General features: G+C 41.0%; 16 protein-coding genes and 2 pseudogenes. 6 read left to right on the plus strand and 12 right to left on the minus strand.

What is annotated here, in order from left to right:
• Positions 1-127 precede the first annotated feature (127 nt).
• The 5 genes from AC1F2U_RS19595 to AC1F2U_RS19615 all read right to left on the minus strand — a co-directional run bounded on the left by AC1F2U_RS19595 (position 128) and on the right by AC1F2U_RS19615 (position 3,691).
• The gene (locus AC1F2U_RS19595; RefSeq protein WP_480262602.1) at positions 128-271 is read right to left on the minus strand and encodes a hypothetical protein; all 144 of its coding nucleotides are present in this window, start codon (positions 269-271) and stop codon (positions 128-130) included.
• Positions 272-280: 9 nt separating this feature from the next.
• Positions 281-1,114, minus strand: a complete 834-nt coding sequence (locus AC1F2U_RS19600) for a metallophosphoesterase (protein WP_480262603.1) — start codon at positions 1,112-1,114, stop codon at positions 281-283.
• A 219-nt stretch (positions 1,115-1,333) separates the two neighbouring features.
• Complete coding sequence (locus AC1F2U_RS19605; RefSeq protein ID WP_480262604.1) at positions 1,334-2,161, minus strand: metallophosphoesterase; 828 nt, start codon at positions 2,159-2,161, stop codon at positions 1,334-1,336.
• A gap of 513 nt (positions 2,162-2,674) precedes the next feature.
• The gene (locus tag AC1F2U_RS19610; protein ID WP_185584679.1) at positions 2,675-2,947 is read right to left on the minus strand and encodes a GlsB/YeaQ/YmgE family stress response membrane protein; all 273 of its coding nucleotides are present in this window, start codon (positions 2,945-2,947) and stop codon (positions 2,675-2,677) included.
• Positions 2,948-3,424: 477 nt separating this feature from the next.
• A complete protein-coding gene (locus AC1F2U_RS19615; protein WP_480262605.1) occupies positions 3,425-3,691 on the minus strand; it encodes a hypothetical protein in 267 nt (88 codons plus the stop codon).
• 268 nt (positions 3,692-3,959) lie between these two features.
• Between AC1F2U_RS19615 and AC1F2U_RS19620 the strand changes: the two genes are divergently transcribed.
• The 4 genes from AC1F2U_RS19620 (at position 3,960) to AC1F2U_RS19635 (ending at position 6,881) form a co-directional block, all read left to right on the plus strand.
• Entirely contained in the window at positions 3,960-4,592 is a 633-nt protein-coding gene (locus AC1F2U_RS19620; RefSeq protein ID WP_480262606.1) for a bifunctional 4-hydroxy-2-oxoglutarate aldolase/2-dehydro-3-deoxy-phosphogluconate aldolase, read from the plus strand.
• A 112-nt stretch (positions 4,593-4,704) separates the two neighbouring features.
• On the plus strand, positions 4,705-5,220 hold the full coding sequence (locus AC1F2U_RS19625; RefSeq protein ID WP_480262607.1) for a L,D-transpeptidase: 516 nt from the start codon (positions 4,705-4,707) through the stop codon (positions 5,218-5,220).
• Between the two features lie 446 nt (positions 5,221-5,666).
• The gene (locus AC1F2U_RS19630; RefSeq protein WP_480262608.1) at positions 5,667-6,200 is read left to right on the plus strand and encodes a L,D-transpeptidase; all 534 of its coding nucleotides are present in this window, start codon (positions 5,667-5,669) and stop codon (positions 6,198-6,200) included.
• A gap of 117 nt (positions 6,201-6,317) precedes the next feature.
• Positions 6,318-6,881 carry a Uma2 family endonuclease gene (locus tag AC1F2U_RS19635; RefSeq protein WP_480262609.1) on the plus strand — a complete coding sequence of 188 codons (564 nt, stop codon included), beginning with the start codon at positions 6,318-6,320 and terminating at the stop codon, positions 6,879-6,881.
• Positions 6,882-6,937: 56 nt separating this feature from the next.
• Here AC1F2U_RS19635 and AC1F2U_RS19640 read toward each other — a convergent pair whose 3' ends face one another.
• The 5 genes and pseudogenes from AC1F2U_RS19640 to AC1F2U_RS19660 form a co-directional block, all read right to left on the minus strand.
• Positions 6,938-7,339, minus strand: coding sequence for a helix-turn-helix domain-containing protein (locus AC1F2U_RS19640; protein WP_480262610.1), 402 nt, complete (start codon positions 7,337-7,339; stop codon positions 6,938-6,940).
• A pseudogene (locus tag AC1F2U_RS19645) lies at positions 7,323-7,550 on the minus strand (type II toxin-antitoxin system HigB family toxin); the annotation flags it as partial. The pseudogene AC1F2U_RS19645 and the gene AC1F2U_RS19640, both read right to left, overlap by 17 nt.
• 77 nt (positions 7,551-7,627) lie before the next feature.
• A complete protein-coding gene (locus tag AC1F2U_RS19650) occupies positions 7,628-9,226 on the minus strand; it encodes an Hsp70 family protein (RefSeq protein WP_480262611.1) in 1,599 nt (532 codons plus the stop codon).
• A gap of 199 nt (positions 9,227-9,425) precedes the next feature.
• Positions 9,426-9,665: a hypothetical protein gene (locus AC1F2U_RS19655; protein WP_104909601.1), complete on the minus strand. Its 240-nt coding sequence runs from the start codon at positions 9,663-9,665 to the stop codon at positions 9,426-9,428.
• A 15-nt stretch (positions 9,666-9,680) separates the two neighbouring features.
• Positions 9,681-9,932, minus strand: a complete 252-nt coding sequence (locus AC1F2U_RS19660; RefSeq protein ID WP_480262612.1) for a hypothetical protein — start codon at positions 9,930-9,932, stop codon at positions 9,681-9,683.
• Positions 9,933-10,463: 531 nt separating this feature from the next.
• On the opposite strand from AC1F2U_RS19660, the gene AC1F2U_RS19665 reads away from it, so the two are divergent.
• Complete coding sequence (locus AC1F2U_RS19665; protein ID WP_480262613.1) at positions 10,464-11,021, plus strand: HPP family protein; 558 nt, start codon at positions 10,464-10,466, stop codon at positions 11,019-11,021.
• Positions 11,022-11,097: 76 nt separating this feature from the next.
• On the opposite strand, the gene sppA is transcribed toward AC1F2U_RS19665, so the two are convergent.
• Complete coding sequence (gene sppA, locus AC1F2U_RS19670; protein WP_480262614.1) at positions 11,098-12,933, minus strand: signal peptide peptidase SppA; 1,836 nt, start codon at positions 12,931-12,933, stop codon at positions 11,098-11,100.
• Between the two features lie 180 nt (positions 12,934-13,113).
• Positions 13,114-14,184 (minus strand): type 2 isopentenyl-diphosphate Delta-isomerase, encoded by a 1,071-nt coding sequence (fni, locus tag AC1F2U_RS19675; RefSeq protein ID WP_480262615.1) that lies wholly within the window; start codon positions 14,182-14,184, stop codon positions 13,114-13,116.
• A 153-nt stretch (positions 14,185-14,337) separates the two neighbouring features.
• On the opposite strand from fni, the pseudogene AC1F2U_RS19680 reads away from it, so the two are divergent.
• Positions 14,338-14,724: pseudogene (locus AC1F2U_RS19680) on the plus strand (Uma2 family endonuclease); the annotation flags it as partial.
• Positions 14,725-14,848: the final 124 nt, after the last annotated feature.

Consider the following 14,848-nt stretch of genomic DNA (forward strand, 5'->3'; position numbering starts at 1 on the left):
TAAGTTCAATGAGTTGTTTTGGAGGTTTTAGAACGCACAGCCAGAAAATGCCTGCCTAGTTGGAATGTAAGGATGTGCAATTCTGAGTAAAGCGATCGCGAATACTGTCCACCTTATTTTGAGTTAGTCATTTCTGAATTCTCCAATCTTCAAGAAACCGCCCCAAGCTATTGAGATTTATCCATCGTAGCTTCAGGCGGTTTCTGCTTTGAGTCTTATACATTTCAATTGCACACCGATCGGTTAGGGCTGTCATATTGTCATTTGTCATTTATTTAGACTAATGACTAACTAAGGTAATTACAGTCACTTCAGGCGGACAAAATAAACGTCCTGGTTTATAAGTTCCTAAACCACGATTGACATATAGTTGATTTTCTTCCACCTTGTGAAACCCTTGCGCCCACTCCCAATATCGAACTACTTTCGAGCAGTCTCCTAATAAAAATGTTACCCAACGCCGTAATTTTTTGGGAATTTGTTTGAGTAGTTTTTTGTAATAAAGTACTAGAGGGCCAATGCCCGGAATGACAATGTGACCACCGTGGGTATGACCAGATAGTTGCAAATCTACGCGCCATTGTTGCAATATCTTGGCTGTATCTGGGTTATGAGATAAAACGATGCGCGGTGTAAGCGAGTCTAGTTGATTCATCACTGGTGCGGGGTAAAATTCTCGCGACCAATAATCAGCTAGTCCTACCAATGGTAATTCTTTTCCTAATGGATAGGCGATTTCATTCCAAAGCACATGCACTCCAATGCTGGTTAACGCTTGTGTAACTTCTGCTTTGGAGTGGCTGTAATAGATATCGTGGTTCCCAAGTACGGCGTAGATTCCACAACGACTTTGCAGATGCTTGAGTCGAAGCACCAATTGATGGATTGGTGTGGGATCGTCAGTTACGTAGTCACCAGTTAATAGAATTAAATCTGGTTCAGCTTCATTAGTAAGTGCGATCGCTTTTTCTAACATCTCTTCCGATAGTCGCAAACCATCGTAGTGAAAATCTGACAATTGTACTAACGTTGTACCTTGTAAAGATGCAGGAAGTTCCGCAATCTTAACCGTTATTTTATCTACTCTTAAATGTCCCGTAAACAACCAATGCATAAGTTAACCGATACTCCTCATACCAGCGCTTACAGCTTACCAAAAATAATAAATGTAACTTGATAAAATGCAATAATTTATGTCATCTACTTCAGATAGAATTAATTCATTGATTTAAATTTTGGCGATGAAAGTAGCAGGTTATGCCTGAATTTGCAGACACTCATTAGCCAGAGTACCTGCTGAAATTGCGTTCTTTTTTGTTAAATTTGGAATTACCTACTCACCTTCTAGGGTGATTATAGTAACTTCTGGGCGGCAAAATAAGCGTCCTGGGAGGTAAGTTCCCAAACCACGATTGACATATAGCTGATTTTTACCTATCCGATGCAAACCCTGTGCCCATTCCCAATGGTTGACTACAGAAACATTTTCTTCCAAAAATAGGACTCGACGCCGCACTTTTCTGGGTATTTTTTTTACAAGCTTTTCGTAAAACAACGCCGCAGGGCCAATTCCGGGAATCACGATTTGGCCACCGTGAGTATGACCAGATAATTGTAAATCAACTCGCCATGTTTGTAATATCTCCGCAGTATCTGGGTTGTGGGATAAAACAATGCAGGGTATGTCGGGGTTTAGCTGGTTCATAACTGGTGCGGGGTGAAACTCCCGTGACCAATAATCAGCCAGTCCAACGAGTGGTAATTCTTTTCCTAGTGGATAGGCAATTTCGTTCCAAAGGACGTGAATTCCAATGCTAGTAAGGGCTTCTGTAACTTCTGCTTTTGCGTGTTTATATATATCGTGATTGCCAAGGATAGCATAGATACCACTGCGACTTTGCAAATGTTTGAGTCGAAGTACCAGTTGGTGAATTGGTGTCGGATCGTCAGTTACGTAGTCACCAGTTAATAAAATTAAATCTGGTTTAGCTTCATTAGTCACTGCGATCGCTTTTTCTAACATCTCTTCCGACAGCCGCAAACCATCGTAGTGAAAATCGGACAACTGCACCAGCTTTTTACCTTGTAACGATGCAGGCAACTCTGCAATGTTAACCGTCAATGCTTCTATACTCAACGGCCCAGATAACAACCAATGCATACAATGTTCAATAAACTTCAATCATAGCGCTTACAGCTTAACGAAACATTGTCAGTTCGTGTACAACGACCAGTGCAAGTTGTTGAAAATTTCATGAAATCTATAGACTTAAACGTATTTATACTTAATAAAATCAAAAACAAATTTACTACTAGATTATTTTGTAAAAAAATACTATTTAAGACTAGAGTTAATGTGCGTAAGCGCAGCCTATCATACCCCTATGAAGAAGCAAGCTACGCGTAACGTCTGGCAAAGAAGAGAAATATTAGCCCGTTGAATCATTAAACCTGAAGCGAGGCGATCTAAATCGGTGAAAAACCTCACTAACAATTCAGGATTGCTGTAATTACGAGCAAGGTACAAAGTCTGTATTGGACTCTACTGAGAACCTCTTTAATCACAAAACAGCGCCAGACTTATCACAGACTGGCGCTATTTTTTAATTTAATTCACAGTTAAAAATAGTTAAATGAATTTGTTAAATCTTTGCCATTGATTGACCGCAATTTTTTATACAGCACTGCGGTTGGTTAATAAATTCCACAAGAAGACTGCGACAATTGCACCAAGAACTGCTACCGCAATACCTGGAATGCTGAGACTAGGAGCCGCTAGAGATAAAGTTCCCGTACTGAAAAATACACCTAAACTACCGCCAACAAAAGCACCGATGATTCCTAACAAGATGGTTCCTAGAATGCCGCCACCTTGATGACCAGGGTAGATAGCTTTTGCGATCGCACCAGCAATTAGACCTAAAACAATCCAAGCAAGAATATTCATTGTTGTTAAGTTGGTAAACGTTTTTGACTTACAAGTAAATCTTATCGATCTTCATTTCTAACTTAATCTACCATCAGAATTAATTATTAATATCCATTAGGAATAGTTTAATTGCTACTAGATTTTTTAATATATTGCGGCTATCATCCTGCTTAGGACAAGTCGGTTAAGGATAGGTGGACAGACAGCCGCTCTCTTAGGATTTGTCAATGTTCTAAGCTGTCGGCTCACTGCTATATGACCCATTTAAGATAGATAGTCAATTAAAAAAAAGCTCCTAGTAGGTCTTTAACTAGGGGCTTATACAAACTATTGCTTGGTAATTGCAGTATATGCATTTTTAATTAGCCCTCTCCTCTACTAGAAGAATTAAGCTGAGTTTTTAGAGACTGCCTCTAAAGTAATGTAAAGTAAGCAAAATCAGGCGATTGAGACGATCGCCTATCCTTTTGCAAGTTCATGTCTAGTTTTTAACTTTTAATTGCTTATCCCGCGATCGCTACCAATGGCTTGATGGCTGATAAATGGGAACAGTCTGCGGTAAGACCAATGCATACTTAGAAAAATCAGACTTACTAAGGTTAGTAGCATAACGCCCAGAATCGTTGTATATGACTTAGTACGCCACCAAAAGTCATTTGCACCTAGTCGCATAAGCTTCCATAAATTAGCTATATCAGCGCTTTCAGAATCGTAAATGGTGATTGGTAAGGATACTGCTGTGTTTTGTCGTGCAATTGTCATTTTAATTACTCCTTTAAACCCAAATGCTGAGACATTAATTCTAAACTACGGTAACACTATAGGTTTTATGTTATTTATATGTAATATCTCATAGCTTGATGCAATAAGCAAGTTTTAAGGGCATTGGGAATAGGGCAAAACAGTTGTGCTAACATTACTCAGCACTCTTGAGGGGCATTGAACATTAGTATTAAAAATTAGTATTTACTAGATTGAAAACTATTCTTTAGTATCAATCTTTACTCCCAGTCCCCAATCTCTAGTCAAAATGCTTAATCAAATTTGGTTATCACAGTTGGAAAAACACCGAGCGATCGCAGTTATCCGCGCCCCTCAAATGGAACTGGGACAACAAATGGCAATGGCTGTAGCATCTGGGGGAGTGCAGCTAATTGAGATTACCTGGAATAGCGATCGCGCTGGGGAATTAATCAGTCAACTACGTTCGGAATTACCAGCCTGTATTATTGGCACTGGTACGCTATTTAATGTGCAGCAGTTACAAGATGCGATCGCATCTGGGGCGCAATTCCTTTTCACACCCCATGTTGATTCGGCAATGATTCAAGCAGCACAAGAAAAAAATGTGCCTATTATACCAGGAGCGCTGACTCCTACAGAAATTGTTACCGCTTGGAGTCAAGGCGCTAGTTGTGTAAAAGTGTTTCCCGTGCAGGCAGTGGGAGGGGCTGATTATATCAAGAGTTTGCAAGGGCCACTAGGTCAGATTCCCTTAATTCCTACTGGTGGTGTCACTCTCAAAAATGCGAAAGAATTTTTGCAAGCCGGAGCGATCGCTGTTGGTTTGAGCGGGGAATTATTTCCTAAAAAGCTTGTCATAGAGGGAAATTGGTCAGCGATCGCAACTCAGGCAAAAAACCTAATGCAACAGTTAGGTTAACTTAGAATCAAATCATCAAAATTCACGTCTATTAAAGTAATAGATCGGGAAATAAAGGTGAAACCTGATAAGTTTCTCAAGACCCCATGATTTGAGTGTGAGTGTATCTAAAATGAAAAGACAAATTTCTCCTGACTGGGTGCGTCGCTTACAAATAATCCTCACTGGTACAGTACTGTCCCTAAGTGTTTTTACTACTACTGGAACCAGTGAAGTTTGGGCGAGTTCCAAAACTCAAGTGATTGCACAAAAAATCCAGACATTACAACAATCAAATCAGCGCTGGATTCAAATCGACCTTTCCAAGCAAAGATTAATAGCTTGGCAAGGTGACAAAGTTGTTTATGGAAGTGCTATTTCCTCTGGCAAAAAAGCCACTCCTACTCTTGTCGGTACTTTTAAGGTTCAATCTAAGTTTAAAACTACGCGGATGCAGGGAGAAAACTACAATGTTCCCAACGTTCCTTATGCGATGTTTTACCAAGGTAATTACGCTATTCACGGAGCTTATTGGCATAAAAGATTTGGCACTCCAGTGAGCCACGGCTGTGTGAATATTGCACCTAAACATGCTAAATGGCTATTCGAGTGGGCATCGGTAGGGACACCAATAGTCATTCATAAATAATAGGTGAAGCAGCCAAAAAGCAATTTTGGTAAAATTATAAATAACAACAAATCAAGACAATTCAGTGATTCCCAGCAATATTTTATGCTGGGAATCTTCGGAGTCGCAATTACTGAAATTGAAATAAAATCTAGAAAAGGGCATTTAACTATTTGCCTAAAAAATAAGCGGAAATCCTGACAATTACTGTATGAAATTACAAATGCAAATATAAATTTGGGGAAAGTTTGTATTTAAGCATTTAAATGACAGATTTTTGTAAAGATTGTCCTTTGTTATTAGTCATTGGTTATTAGTCATCATTTAACCAAGAATAAATGACAAGTGACAAATAAAAGATGAACTGCGTAAATCCTGCACAGAAAGCAAGTAATTTTCTGGAAATTTGTAGTTTTCCAGAAAATTACTTCACTTAATGATTTTTGCGTAGTTTAGAAGGTGGCATAATGCAATCCTGGATTCGCAGTGGTGGAATTCGTTCTTCAGGAACTTTTTGTACAGGTGTGGCGCTGATGGTGGTGACTTTATTCTCTTGGTCATCGCCGTTAACAGGCACACCCAACTCGACTACAGCAACAGCCACGTCAGTCGATGAAAACAGCATCACTGTATCTAATAATATTAGCCAACCTCGCTGGATTGAAATTGATTTGTCAGAGCAACGTTTACGTGCATGGGAAGGTCATAAACTTGTTCATTCATATCGCATTTCTGGAGGTAAGCGAGCAACTCCTACACCCATAGGTAGATTTCGGATTAATTCTAAGTATCGTACTCACCGGATGCGAGGCAGAGGCTACAATATTCCTGACGTTCCTTACACAATGTATTTCTACAGAGGGTATGCTATTCACGGCGCTTATTGGCATAACCGTTTTGGAACTCCAGTCAGTCATGGTTGCGTCAATTTACCTGTTAAGCAAGCTCGTAATCTTTACAACTGGGCTTCAACAGGAACTTTAGTAGTGGTGCGGAAATAATTCGTAATTAAGAGTTGCAATTCTTCCTTTGATGTCTAGACGGGTGCGTTCATGGAGTTAAGCACCTGTCTATACATCTTGCTAGACTAAAAACAATCTTCAAGGGATTCAGGAGCTATGAGCGTCATAATTACTCAACCTCTCACATTGGAAGAGTTTCTGAAGCTCCCAGAAACAAAGCCTGCGAGTGAATATATTAACGGAGAGATTATTCAAAAGCCAATGCCAAAAGGGAGACACAGCCGCTTACAAGGCAAACTCTGTGCTGTTGTTAATGAAGTCACGGAGAATCAAAAGATTGCCTATGCGTTTCCCGAATTACGGTGTACTTTTGGCGATCGCTCAATTGTACCTGATGTAGCTATATTTCTGTGGGAACGCATACCGTTCACAGTTGACGATGAAGTACCTGATAATTTTGAACTTTCACCAGACTGGACGATTGAGATTCTCTCGCCAGAACAAAAACCTAACAAAGTAATTGGGAACATTCTTCACTGTCTGAAGTATGGCAGTCGTCTAGGATGGTTTCTTGACCCTGATGACCTCAGTATTTTGGTATTTCTACCGGAGCAGCAGCCAGTGCTACTCCAGGGAGAAGATTTTTTGCCTGTATTACCAGAAATTCAACTTGCATTAACTGTCAATCAAGTTTTTGGATGGTTAAAAATGGACAAATAGAAATAACTCGGCTGGAATGATGAAAAAGCGTAGGCGTAGCCCGTCGTAGACATCGCTTAATTCTGAAACAAACTAGTATCAACGTGAAAAAAGTTCCCTAAGACCTTAGCCATCTCCTGAGTAATTTCTTGTTTTCCACTCATAACTTCAGAAACAACCTCTCTTGAACCAAGAATTGCTACTAACTCAGCTTCCTTAACACTCTGAGCATCGATTAGATGGAGGAACATTGAGTGTGCTGTTGATTCTCCCATTGGATAATGCTCATCCTCATGTTTTTCTATCAGAGCGATCAACAGGTCTAATAATGCCGACTCTTCCAAAGTTCGGTTAACTCGATGAGACAGTTCCTCAGCTAGTGTAATAGCTTGCTCGTTTTCTTCATCTGTTTTAATAACCTTGGGTTGATATTTGGCAAGCAAACTAGCATAAGTTTCACGGTTAAAAGTAAGGGTCATTTTTCCATTTATCCTTATCGTATTCTGCGAGCGTCAAAATGTATTTAAGATAAATTATTTGGTCACTATAAACCAAATCAACTATCAGACGGTATTTGTTGCCTTTGATATTAAAAACAGTAAAATTACCAACAGCTTCTGTTTGAGGATAAACTGCTTGCACTTGGGCAAGATTATTCCATGTAGCTTTATTGGCAGCCTTGTACCAGTTTTTAAGTGCATCACAGGAATCAGCATAATTTTGGCAAAATTAGCGCAGCTTTTTCCGACTAATGATGTGCATTATATCTAACTCAACTGTGCCACAAGTTGATTCTCCAAAAGTGTGTCATTAGTTAACAAGTCTTCAACGGTGATTCGCAAAAAGCGTTGTTCATCAACTTGAAAGAGGATTTTGATGCGATCGCTTCCAGGATATCCGGTTGGTGTGAGTTGGGCAATTGTCTTCGCACCTTCTCGATCGTTGAGGGGTTTGACGTTGGTTTCATTATTGTCCATACGGCGAGTAATCAAGCGATCGCCATCAAAATAAACTTCAGTACTACCTGTATCTGCTCCCAATTCTCCCATAATTAGTTCAATACTGGGTTGATTTTCCACAGAAGCGCCTAAGACTAATTCCACTGGCTGACTCATTGGATATGCCTGTCCAGCTTTAATTAAAGAATGCCATTTGTGACGCTGATTGCGGCGATCCCAGTAACGGATACCATAACTATGGTAGAGAAAGTCTTTGATTTGGACGCCTTGTGCTAACTGTAATGCACCTTGAGCGATCGCTTCAAAGGGACGTTCGCAACGGATTTTTTCTGGCTCAAAATACTGTTTAATCCATGTCTGCACTGCTGGCAATTGTACTGTGCCACCAACTAACAAAACTGCATTAATATCTGGAAGTTCTATCCCTTGCCGTCTTGCTTGCTGCAACAGTGTCGTCATCGACTCATCCAATAACTCAAAAAAGGCGTGTTCTTTGAGGATTTCGTCAAAAGTGTCGCGGTTTAGTTCCAGTTCATAACTTTCAAATGTCTCATCGTCAAAATAAACTTCACTAGCTTGGTTTTGGGTTGATAGCTGAATTTTTACCCGTTCTGCCAATCTTGTTGTCAACGGACTTACCGCCAACTCTTGAGTTTTAGCGAAGTAATCTACTAACCAATTATCAATATCAGTACCGCCTAGATTTTGCCCAGCTTTCGCCAGTACACGGGCAGTTTTGACTTTTTGTTTTGAATCTTCAGCCAGAGACTTATTACCCCATTTCAGGATAAATCCCAGCGGTTTGGTGGTTGCTTGGGCACCTCTATCCAACCGGACAAGGGAAAAATCCAAAGTACCGCCACCAAAGTCAATCACCAAGAGAATTTCTCGATCTGCCAAGCCATAACCTAAAGCGGCGGCTGTGGGTTCATCCAGCATTCGTACTTGTTCGACAGGGAGGCTTTGACATACTGTCCCCAACCAATGACGATAGGCTTCAAAACTGTCTACAGGTACGGTTAACACCAGAGAATCTAATCCACCTTCCAGGGGTGCTAGTTCTTCAATGACTTGAGTAAGGAACCATTGCCCTACTTGTTCAAAGGTGACAATTTGCCCATCTAGTTCGGGTAAGAAACCTTGAATATCTGCACCAATACCGCGTTTGAAGCTGCGGAAAAATCGCGTTTCGCCCTTGAGGTCAAAACCGCGATCGCGTACTTGTTGCCCGACTAAGACTTTATTTTGGGCTGCGTCTTCAACATAAACCAAGCTGGGAATCAGTGGCGGATTGAGACTTTGTTTGATTGATAAGCCTGGTAGAGTCAGGGTTTCTGGCTGCTGGGTTACAGGGTTCCAACGAGCAATGACTGTGTTGCTAGTACCAAAATCGATTGCGATCGCCATATTTTATATTTATTCTCTCGCACGAAGATGCCAAAGCTGCTTTATTTGTGATTATTCTCCATAACCCACCAACAATGCAATTAATGATCTAAGGGCAGTTTAAGAAAATCAACAATGCGATGCCTAGATTGGGCTACGCTTACGCAAAAAATGATTTGGCGAAACTCCTAACTCCTAACTCCTAACTCTTGGTGTAAGCTCAATCTTCATTCCGTAACTGCCAGACTGCACCAAAAGCTGCCCCAGCCCCAGCTAACAATCCAGTACTCATTCCTTGGATAGTTTTTTGGAATGGATCTTGAGTTAGGCACTCACTTGTAACCTTACTGTCTTCCAGGCAGAGACTACTTTCTGCCCAACCAGCAGTACCTCCTAAAATTACACCAGTGATACTACAAGAAACAATTAGCAGCAAAAGACGTTGTGTTTTTCTAGCCATAGATGGATGTTTTACTCAATTTTGTATTTTAGACTTTAAATTGGATAGGTATGTAAATACACTTGGATTTAAATCAAAAATTTCAGATTTTTCCATACTTGAGCCACTATTTAAGCGGGCTGCTTCAGTAAAATCCAAATCTAAAATTCTGTCAAAGGTTGGAAATTGTAGTTTACTCTCAACTACTTTACACATCCAGGCAAAAAATGTCAGCTGGTTTATGGCTGGCGAGGCCAACTCATGCGCCTCGCCGTAACGATCTGTCAAGTTTAAAGTGATGGGTAAACAATTTCGTAGTAAGGACTTTAGTCCTGAGAAAACAAGGACTAAAATCCTTACTACAAATCCTCAAAACTAGTTTGACGTAGTATTGCGTGAGTTGTTGCTCACTGATGCTCAAAAAAATATCTACTCAATCTTCAAGTTGAAAGGCAAGCGGGCGTAAACCCCCTGTAGATAGTTCATCTTTTGCAGAATCTCTACTTCCTGTTGTAATTTCTGAAATTCAGCAGCGAGGGGATTGGATTGTTTGAGTTGCGTCCCCTTAGTTCCGAAAGCAGTCCGCGCTTCTTGTGTTGCCTGCCCAAAAAAGCGTTCTCCTGATTACGACCTTGGCAAGGCCAACTCATCCGCCTCGCTGTTCAAATTAGCCTATTTAGGCAAAACTCCAATAAAACAAAAAAATCTGTGTATTTAGATACTTTTTAGAGATTTTTTTCCTAAATGTCATGTTATTGTAACTTAAGCAAAGCCTTGCTCAGTCAATTCAAGGAGTCATGAGTATCGAGTGGTTGATTCATGATCGATAGTAAAAAAGTTCGGTTGAAGTGGCAAAATTATTGGTTTAAAACCTTTGGTAGATGGCGCTCGTGTCCGCTAAGCTGTCCAATAGAAAGACCTCATCATCGGCATGTTTTTTGGAGTTGGATCGGTAGTTTTTTAGCCATCACAGCAACGTCCTACCTTGCTGTCAAAACTAATTCTCCTTTGCTGATGGCTCCTTTTGGTGCTACAAGTGTCTTGATCTTTGGTGTCCCTGACAGCCCTTTGGCTCAACCTCGTAATGTCATTGGGGGTAATCTTTTAGCTGCTATAGTGAGTCTGATAATTCTGCATTTTTTCGGTTCCTCTCCCTTGGCAATGGGTATGGCTGTTTCTAGTGCGATCGCAATTATGCAGTTTACCGGAACTGTACACCCACCTTCAGGTGCTGTTGCATTAGTCGTTATGATGACGAAACCGGACTGGCAATTTCTGCTAACACCTGCCTTTGAGGGATCGATGATTCTAGTGCTATGCGCTGTGATCTTTAATAATTTAGCAGCAGAAAGGACGTATCCAAAGCACTGGTTATAACATTAATCTCTAGAGCAAAATTAATCGTATTAAGTACAAAATGTAGGGGCAATTCATGAGTTACCCCTACAAAAAATTACTCAATTTTCAAGTTAAAAGGCAAACGGGCGTAAACTCCTTGCGGATCGTTCATCTTTTGCAGAATCTCTACTTCCTGTTGTAATTTCTGAAATTCAGCGGTGAGGGGATTGGATTGTTTGAGTTGCGCTGACTCAATCCCGAAAGCAGTCCGCGCCTCTTCTGTTGCCCGCCCAAAAAAGCGTTCTCCGAAGCTGCTAGTGCGAGGATATTCTTGCACTTCCCAGTCTTCTCCTAGTTTCGCCTCCTTGACAGTGTATGCGATCGCAGTATTCAAACCGCCAATTTCATCCACCAAACCAATTTCTTTGGCCGCTTCACCCGACCAAACCCTTCCTTGGGCAATTTCTGCTACTTTTTGTTCTGGGAGTTTCCGACCTTGAGAAACTTTATTCAGAAACATATTATAAATCCGGTTAACACTGCGCTGATAAATTTCTAACTCTTGAGGCGATTTCGGACGCGAAACTGTTTGACTATCAGCATAGCGTGCGGTTTTCACTGAATCCCAAGTAATACCATTATTGCTGGCCAGCTTTTCCCCATTGAATAAGATTCCAAACACCCCTATAGAACCTGTAATGGTATTTGGTTCTGCAAAAATGCGATTAGAGTCGCTAGCAATCCAATAACCACCAGAGGCGGCAACATCACCCATTGATACTACAACTGGTTTTACCTCACGAGTTAATTTCACTTCTCGCTGCATGACTTCGGCTGCGGTAGCGCTACCACCAGGACTATTAATTCGTAATACAACAGCCTTCACATCTTTATCTTGTCGCAGCTTGTTGAAGATTTTCGCAAAGCGATCGCCTCCTACTTGCCCATCTTCTCCTTTGCCATCGACAATCTCGCCCTCAGCATAAACAACGGCAATTTGATTTTTGGAGTTACGTTCTACACCAAAAGATTTACCAGAAACTTGTGCGTAGCTATTCAGGCTAATTTGTCGGAATGTTTTGTCTTCTTTATCGCTATTTGTCAACTTTTTCAGGTCAGCGACAACTTCATCGGGGTATTGTACTAGATCGACTAAACCGTTAGTTTTAGCTTGTGTGGCTTCTAATAAGGACTGATTATCTGCGATCGCTTGCAACTTATTGGGTTCAATTTTACGACTTGCGCCGACAGCAGTGCGCCACTCTCCCCAAACATCATCCAACAATTTCTGAGTTTGTTCGCGGTTTTCTGGACTCAACTTGTTGAGAATAAATGGTTCAACGGCTCCCTTAAATTTCCCTACTCGCACGACTTGAACGCCAATGCCATACTTCTGCAACGCTCCTGCTAGAAACATTGGTTGTGAACTCAAACCGTTGACTTCCATCATTCCTAGAGGGTTAAGGACAATGGAATCTGCCACTGAACTAACGTAATATTCCTTTTCACTCCAATCACTGCCATAAGCCACAATCTTTTTTCCCGCAGCGCGAAACTCCTCCAGCGCTTTCCGAATTTCTTTTAGAGAGGCATAGCCGACATTACCAGCTTGGCTTGTGTTCGTTGCATCCAGATAAATCCCGACAATGCGCGGATCGCGCCGCGCCTTTTCCAAAGTTTCCACAACTTTGCGGAGTGCCATTCTATCTTCATCGACACCTGATATTGTGTTTTGAAACAGTTGGCCTGAACTAGGCTCGCCATCAGTAATTTTCATTGACAAGTCAAAAACCAACACTGACTTATTTTTCACATAAGGCCCAGTATCTTTAGACGAGCTAGCAGCCAATATCAGCAAGAACAGTCCAGTGGTTCCCAGACCAGCGAAAATAATTAGTCCTAGTAAAGTGCCAACTAAACTAGCAAAAGTTTGTTTGATAAAATTACGCATTAGTTATTAGTTATTAGTTATTGGGTAAAACAGTTTCGTTAGCGGTAGCGCGGCATTGAGCCAGTTCTGAGTAAAAAAGTGAGATTCCCCACTCATTACTCATTACTCATTACTCATTACTCATTACTCAACACTCTTGAGGAGCATTGGGCATTTACAAATGACAAATGACCTATTTACCTATTCTATGCGCTGTAAACTGCCAGAGTGCTTTAACTGATACAAGGTGGCATTGCCAGTACAAAATAAGACTGTGGTGATTTCAGCGATTAATACCTCAGCGAGTTCCGCAACTGCTGTCTCTGATATTGCTGCTGCTTGCAGAAAAGGCATTGCTAAACCAGCTATATCTGCTCCCAAGGCGATCGCGGCTGCAACATCCAATCCATGACGCAAACCTCCCGAAGCAATTAAAGGCACATCTTTGGCGTAGGCGTAGCCCGTCGTAGACATCGCTCTAATAGTTGTAATACACTCTGCTGTCGGTAAACCCCAATCGGCAAACGTCATCCCTAAGCGACGTTGCAAGGGATTTTCTGCCCGTTCGCTTTCTACTTTTGCCCAAGAAGTACCCCCCGCACCCGCGACATCAATTGCTGCTACACCGGCGGCGATTAGTTTGTTAGCGATCGCTGCTGAAATGCCGTTACCAACTTCTTTCGCAATCACTGGTACTGGCAGTTTGCTGCACAAATCAGATATCTTGTCAATCAAACCCCGAAAATTAGTATCACCTTTGGGTTGAATGCACTCTTGTAGAGGGTTAATGTGTAAAATCAGGGCATCAGCCTCTAGGATATCAACTACGCGCAAACATTCATCTAAGCCATACTTATAGTTAAGTTGGACAGCGCCCAAGTTCGCAAATAGCAGAACATCGGGGGCATACTTGCGGACAGCAAAAGTATCAGCCACCTGGGGTTTTTCCACCGCTACGCGCTGGGAACCAACACCCATCGCAATTTTGTAGTGTTGCGCGACTTGGGCCAGACGTTGGTTAATCATTGCGGCTTGTTCTGTTCCGCCAGTCATGGAAGAAATTAACAAAGGTGCGCCAAGGTGTTTCCCCAGGAAAGTTGTACTGATATCAATATCGTCGTGGTTGAGTTCGGGTAAGCAAGAATGGGTGAAACGATAACGTTCTAGTCCATTGGTGATTTGATGAGACTGAACATCTTCTTCTAAACAGATGCGAATGTGATCGGCTTTGCGATTTTGAGTTTGTGCAGAGATGTTGGTAGGGGCGTTCACTGGTGGGTATGGCTAAAAGTATTGGCTTGCGATCGCTATTGTTACATTGTCTGCAACCGTATTTGTATAACAAAAATATTTATTTTCGCTATCTTTCGGGTACGTTACGCTATTGATAACATATCCATTCCCTCATTTTATGAGTTAATTAATATGGTTTTACAAACAGAAAAGCGCTACTACACCCCAGAAGAATATTTGGAATTAGAAGAAAAAGCTGAATATAAAAATGAATACAGAGACGGAGAAATTATCCCAATAATAGGAGAGACAACTAATCACAATAAAATTGCCGGAAATTTTTGTCGAAAATTTCCTCTAACAGTGCAAGGACAAGATTATGACATATATATAAGCAATATTAAAGTATCAATACCCCGTTATCGCCTCTATACTTATCCTGATATTATAGTCATCAAAGGTAAACCTATTTATGAGGCAACAGGTACAACAACTATTACTAATCCTTTATTAATTGTTGAAGTCTTATCAAATTCAACTAAAAATTATGACAAAACAGATAAGTTTAAATATTATCAGTAAACCAAAAAGTTTTTCCAAAAGGGCGATCGCTAAAATACTGATAGCTTATAATACTAGTAAACACAGAATCCTCTAACCAGCAGACATAGTATAGATTATGATTACTTATGATTGGTTGGTC

Source organism: Nostoc sp. LEGE 12454 (assembly GCF_056620565.1).

Excerpts from the sequence above, each read along its gene's own strand:
- AC1F2U_RS19620 (WP_480262606.1), top strand. The coding sequence starts at position 3,960 with ATGCTTAATCAAATTTGGTTATCACAGTTGGAAAAACACCGAGCGATC.
- AC1F2U_RS19630 (WP_480262608.1), top strand. The coding sequence starts at position 5,667 with ATGCAATCCTGGATTCGCAGTGGTGGAATTCGTTCTTCAGGAACTTTT.
- AC1F2U_RS19625 (WP_480262607.1), top strand. The coding sequence starts at position 4,705 with ATGAAAAGACAAATTTCTCCTGACTGGGTGCGTCGCTTACAAATAATC.
- AC1F2U_RS19605 (WP_480262604.1), bottom strand. The coding sequence starts at position 2,161 with ATGCATTGGTTGTTATCTGGGCCGTTGAGTATAGAAGCATTGACGGTT.
- AC1F2U_RS19650 (WP_480262611.1), bottom strand. The coding sequence starts at position 9,226 with ATGGCGATCGCAATCGATTTTGGTACTAGCAACACAGTCATTGCTCGT.
- AC1F2U_RS19665 (WP_480262613.1), top strand. The coding sequence starts at position 10,464 with ATGATCGATAGTAAAAAAGTTCGGTTGAAGTGGCAAAATTATTGGTTT.
- AC1F2U_RS19595 (WP_480262602.1), bottom strand. The coding sequence starts at position 271 with ATGACAAATGACAATATGACAGCCCTAACCGATCGGTGTGCAATTGAA.
- AC1F2U_RS19655 (WP_104909601.1), bottom strand. The coding sequence starts at position 9,665 with ATGGCTAGAAAAACACAACGTCTTTTGCTGCTAATTGTTTCTTGTAGT.
- AC1F2U_RS19610 (WP_185584679.1), bottom strand. The coding sequence starts at position 2,947 with ATGAATATTCTTGCTTGGATTGTTTTAGGTCTAATTGCTGGTGCGATC.
- sppA (WP_480262614.1), bottom strand. The coding sequence starts at position 12,933 with ATGCGTAATTTTATCAAACAAACTTTTGCTAGTTTAGTTGGCACTTTA.
- AC1F2U_RS19600 (WP_480262603.1), bottom strand. The coding sequence starts at position 1,114 with ATGCATTGGTTGTTTACGGGACATTTAAGAGTAGATAAAATAACGGTT.
- AC1F2U_RS19615 (WP_480262605.1), bottom strand. The coding sequence starts at position 3,691 with ATGACAATTGCACGACAAAACACAGCAGTATCCTTACCAATCACCATT.
- AC1F2U_RS19640 (WP_480262610.1), bottom strand. The coding sequence starts at position 7,339 with ATGACCCTTACTTTTAACCGTGAAACTTATGCTAGTTTGCTTGCCAAA.
- AC1F2U_RS19635 (WP_480262609.1), top strand. The coding sequence starts at position 6,318 with ATGAGCGTCATAATTACTCAACCTCTCACATTGGAAGAGTTTCTGAAG.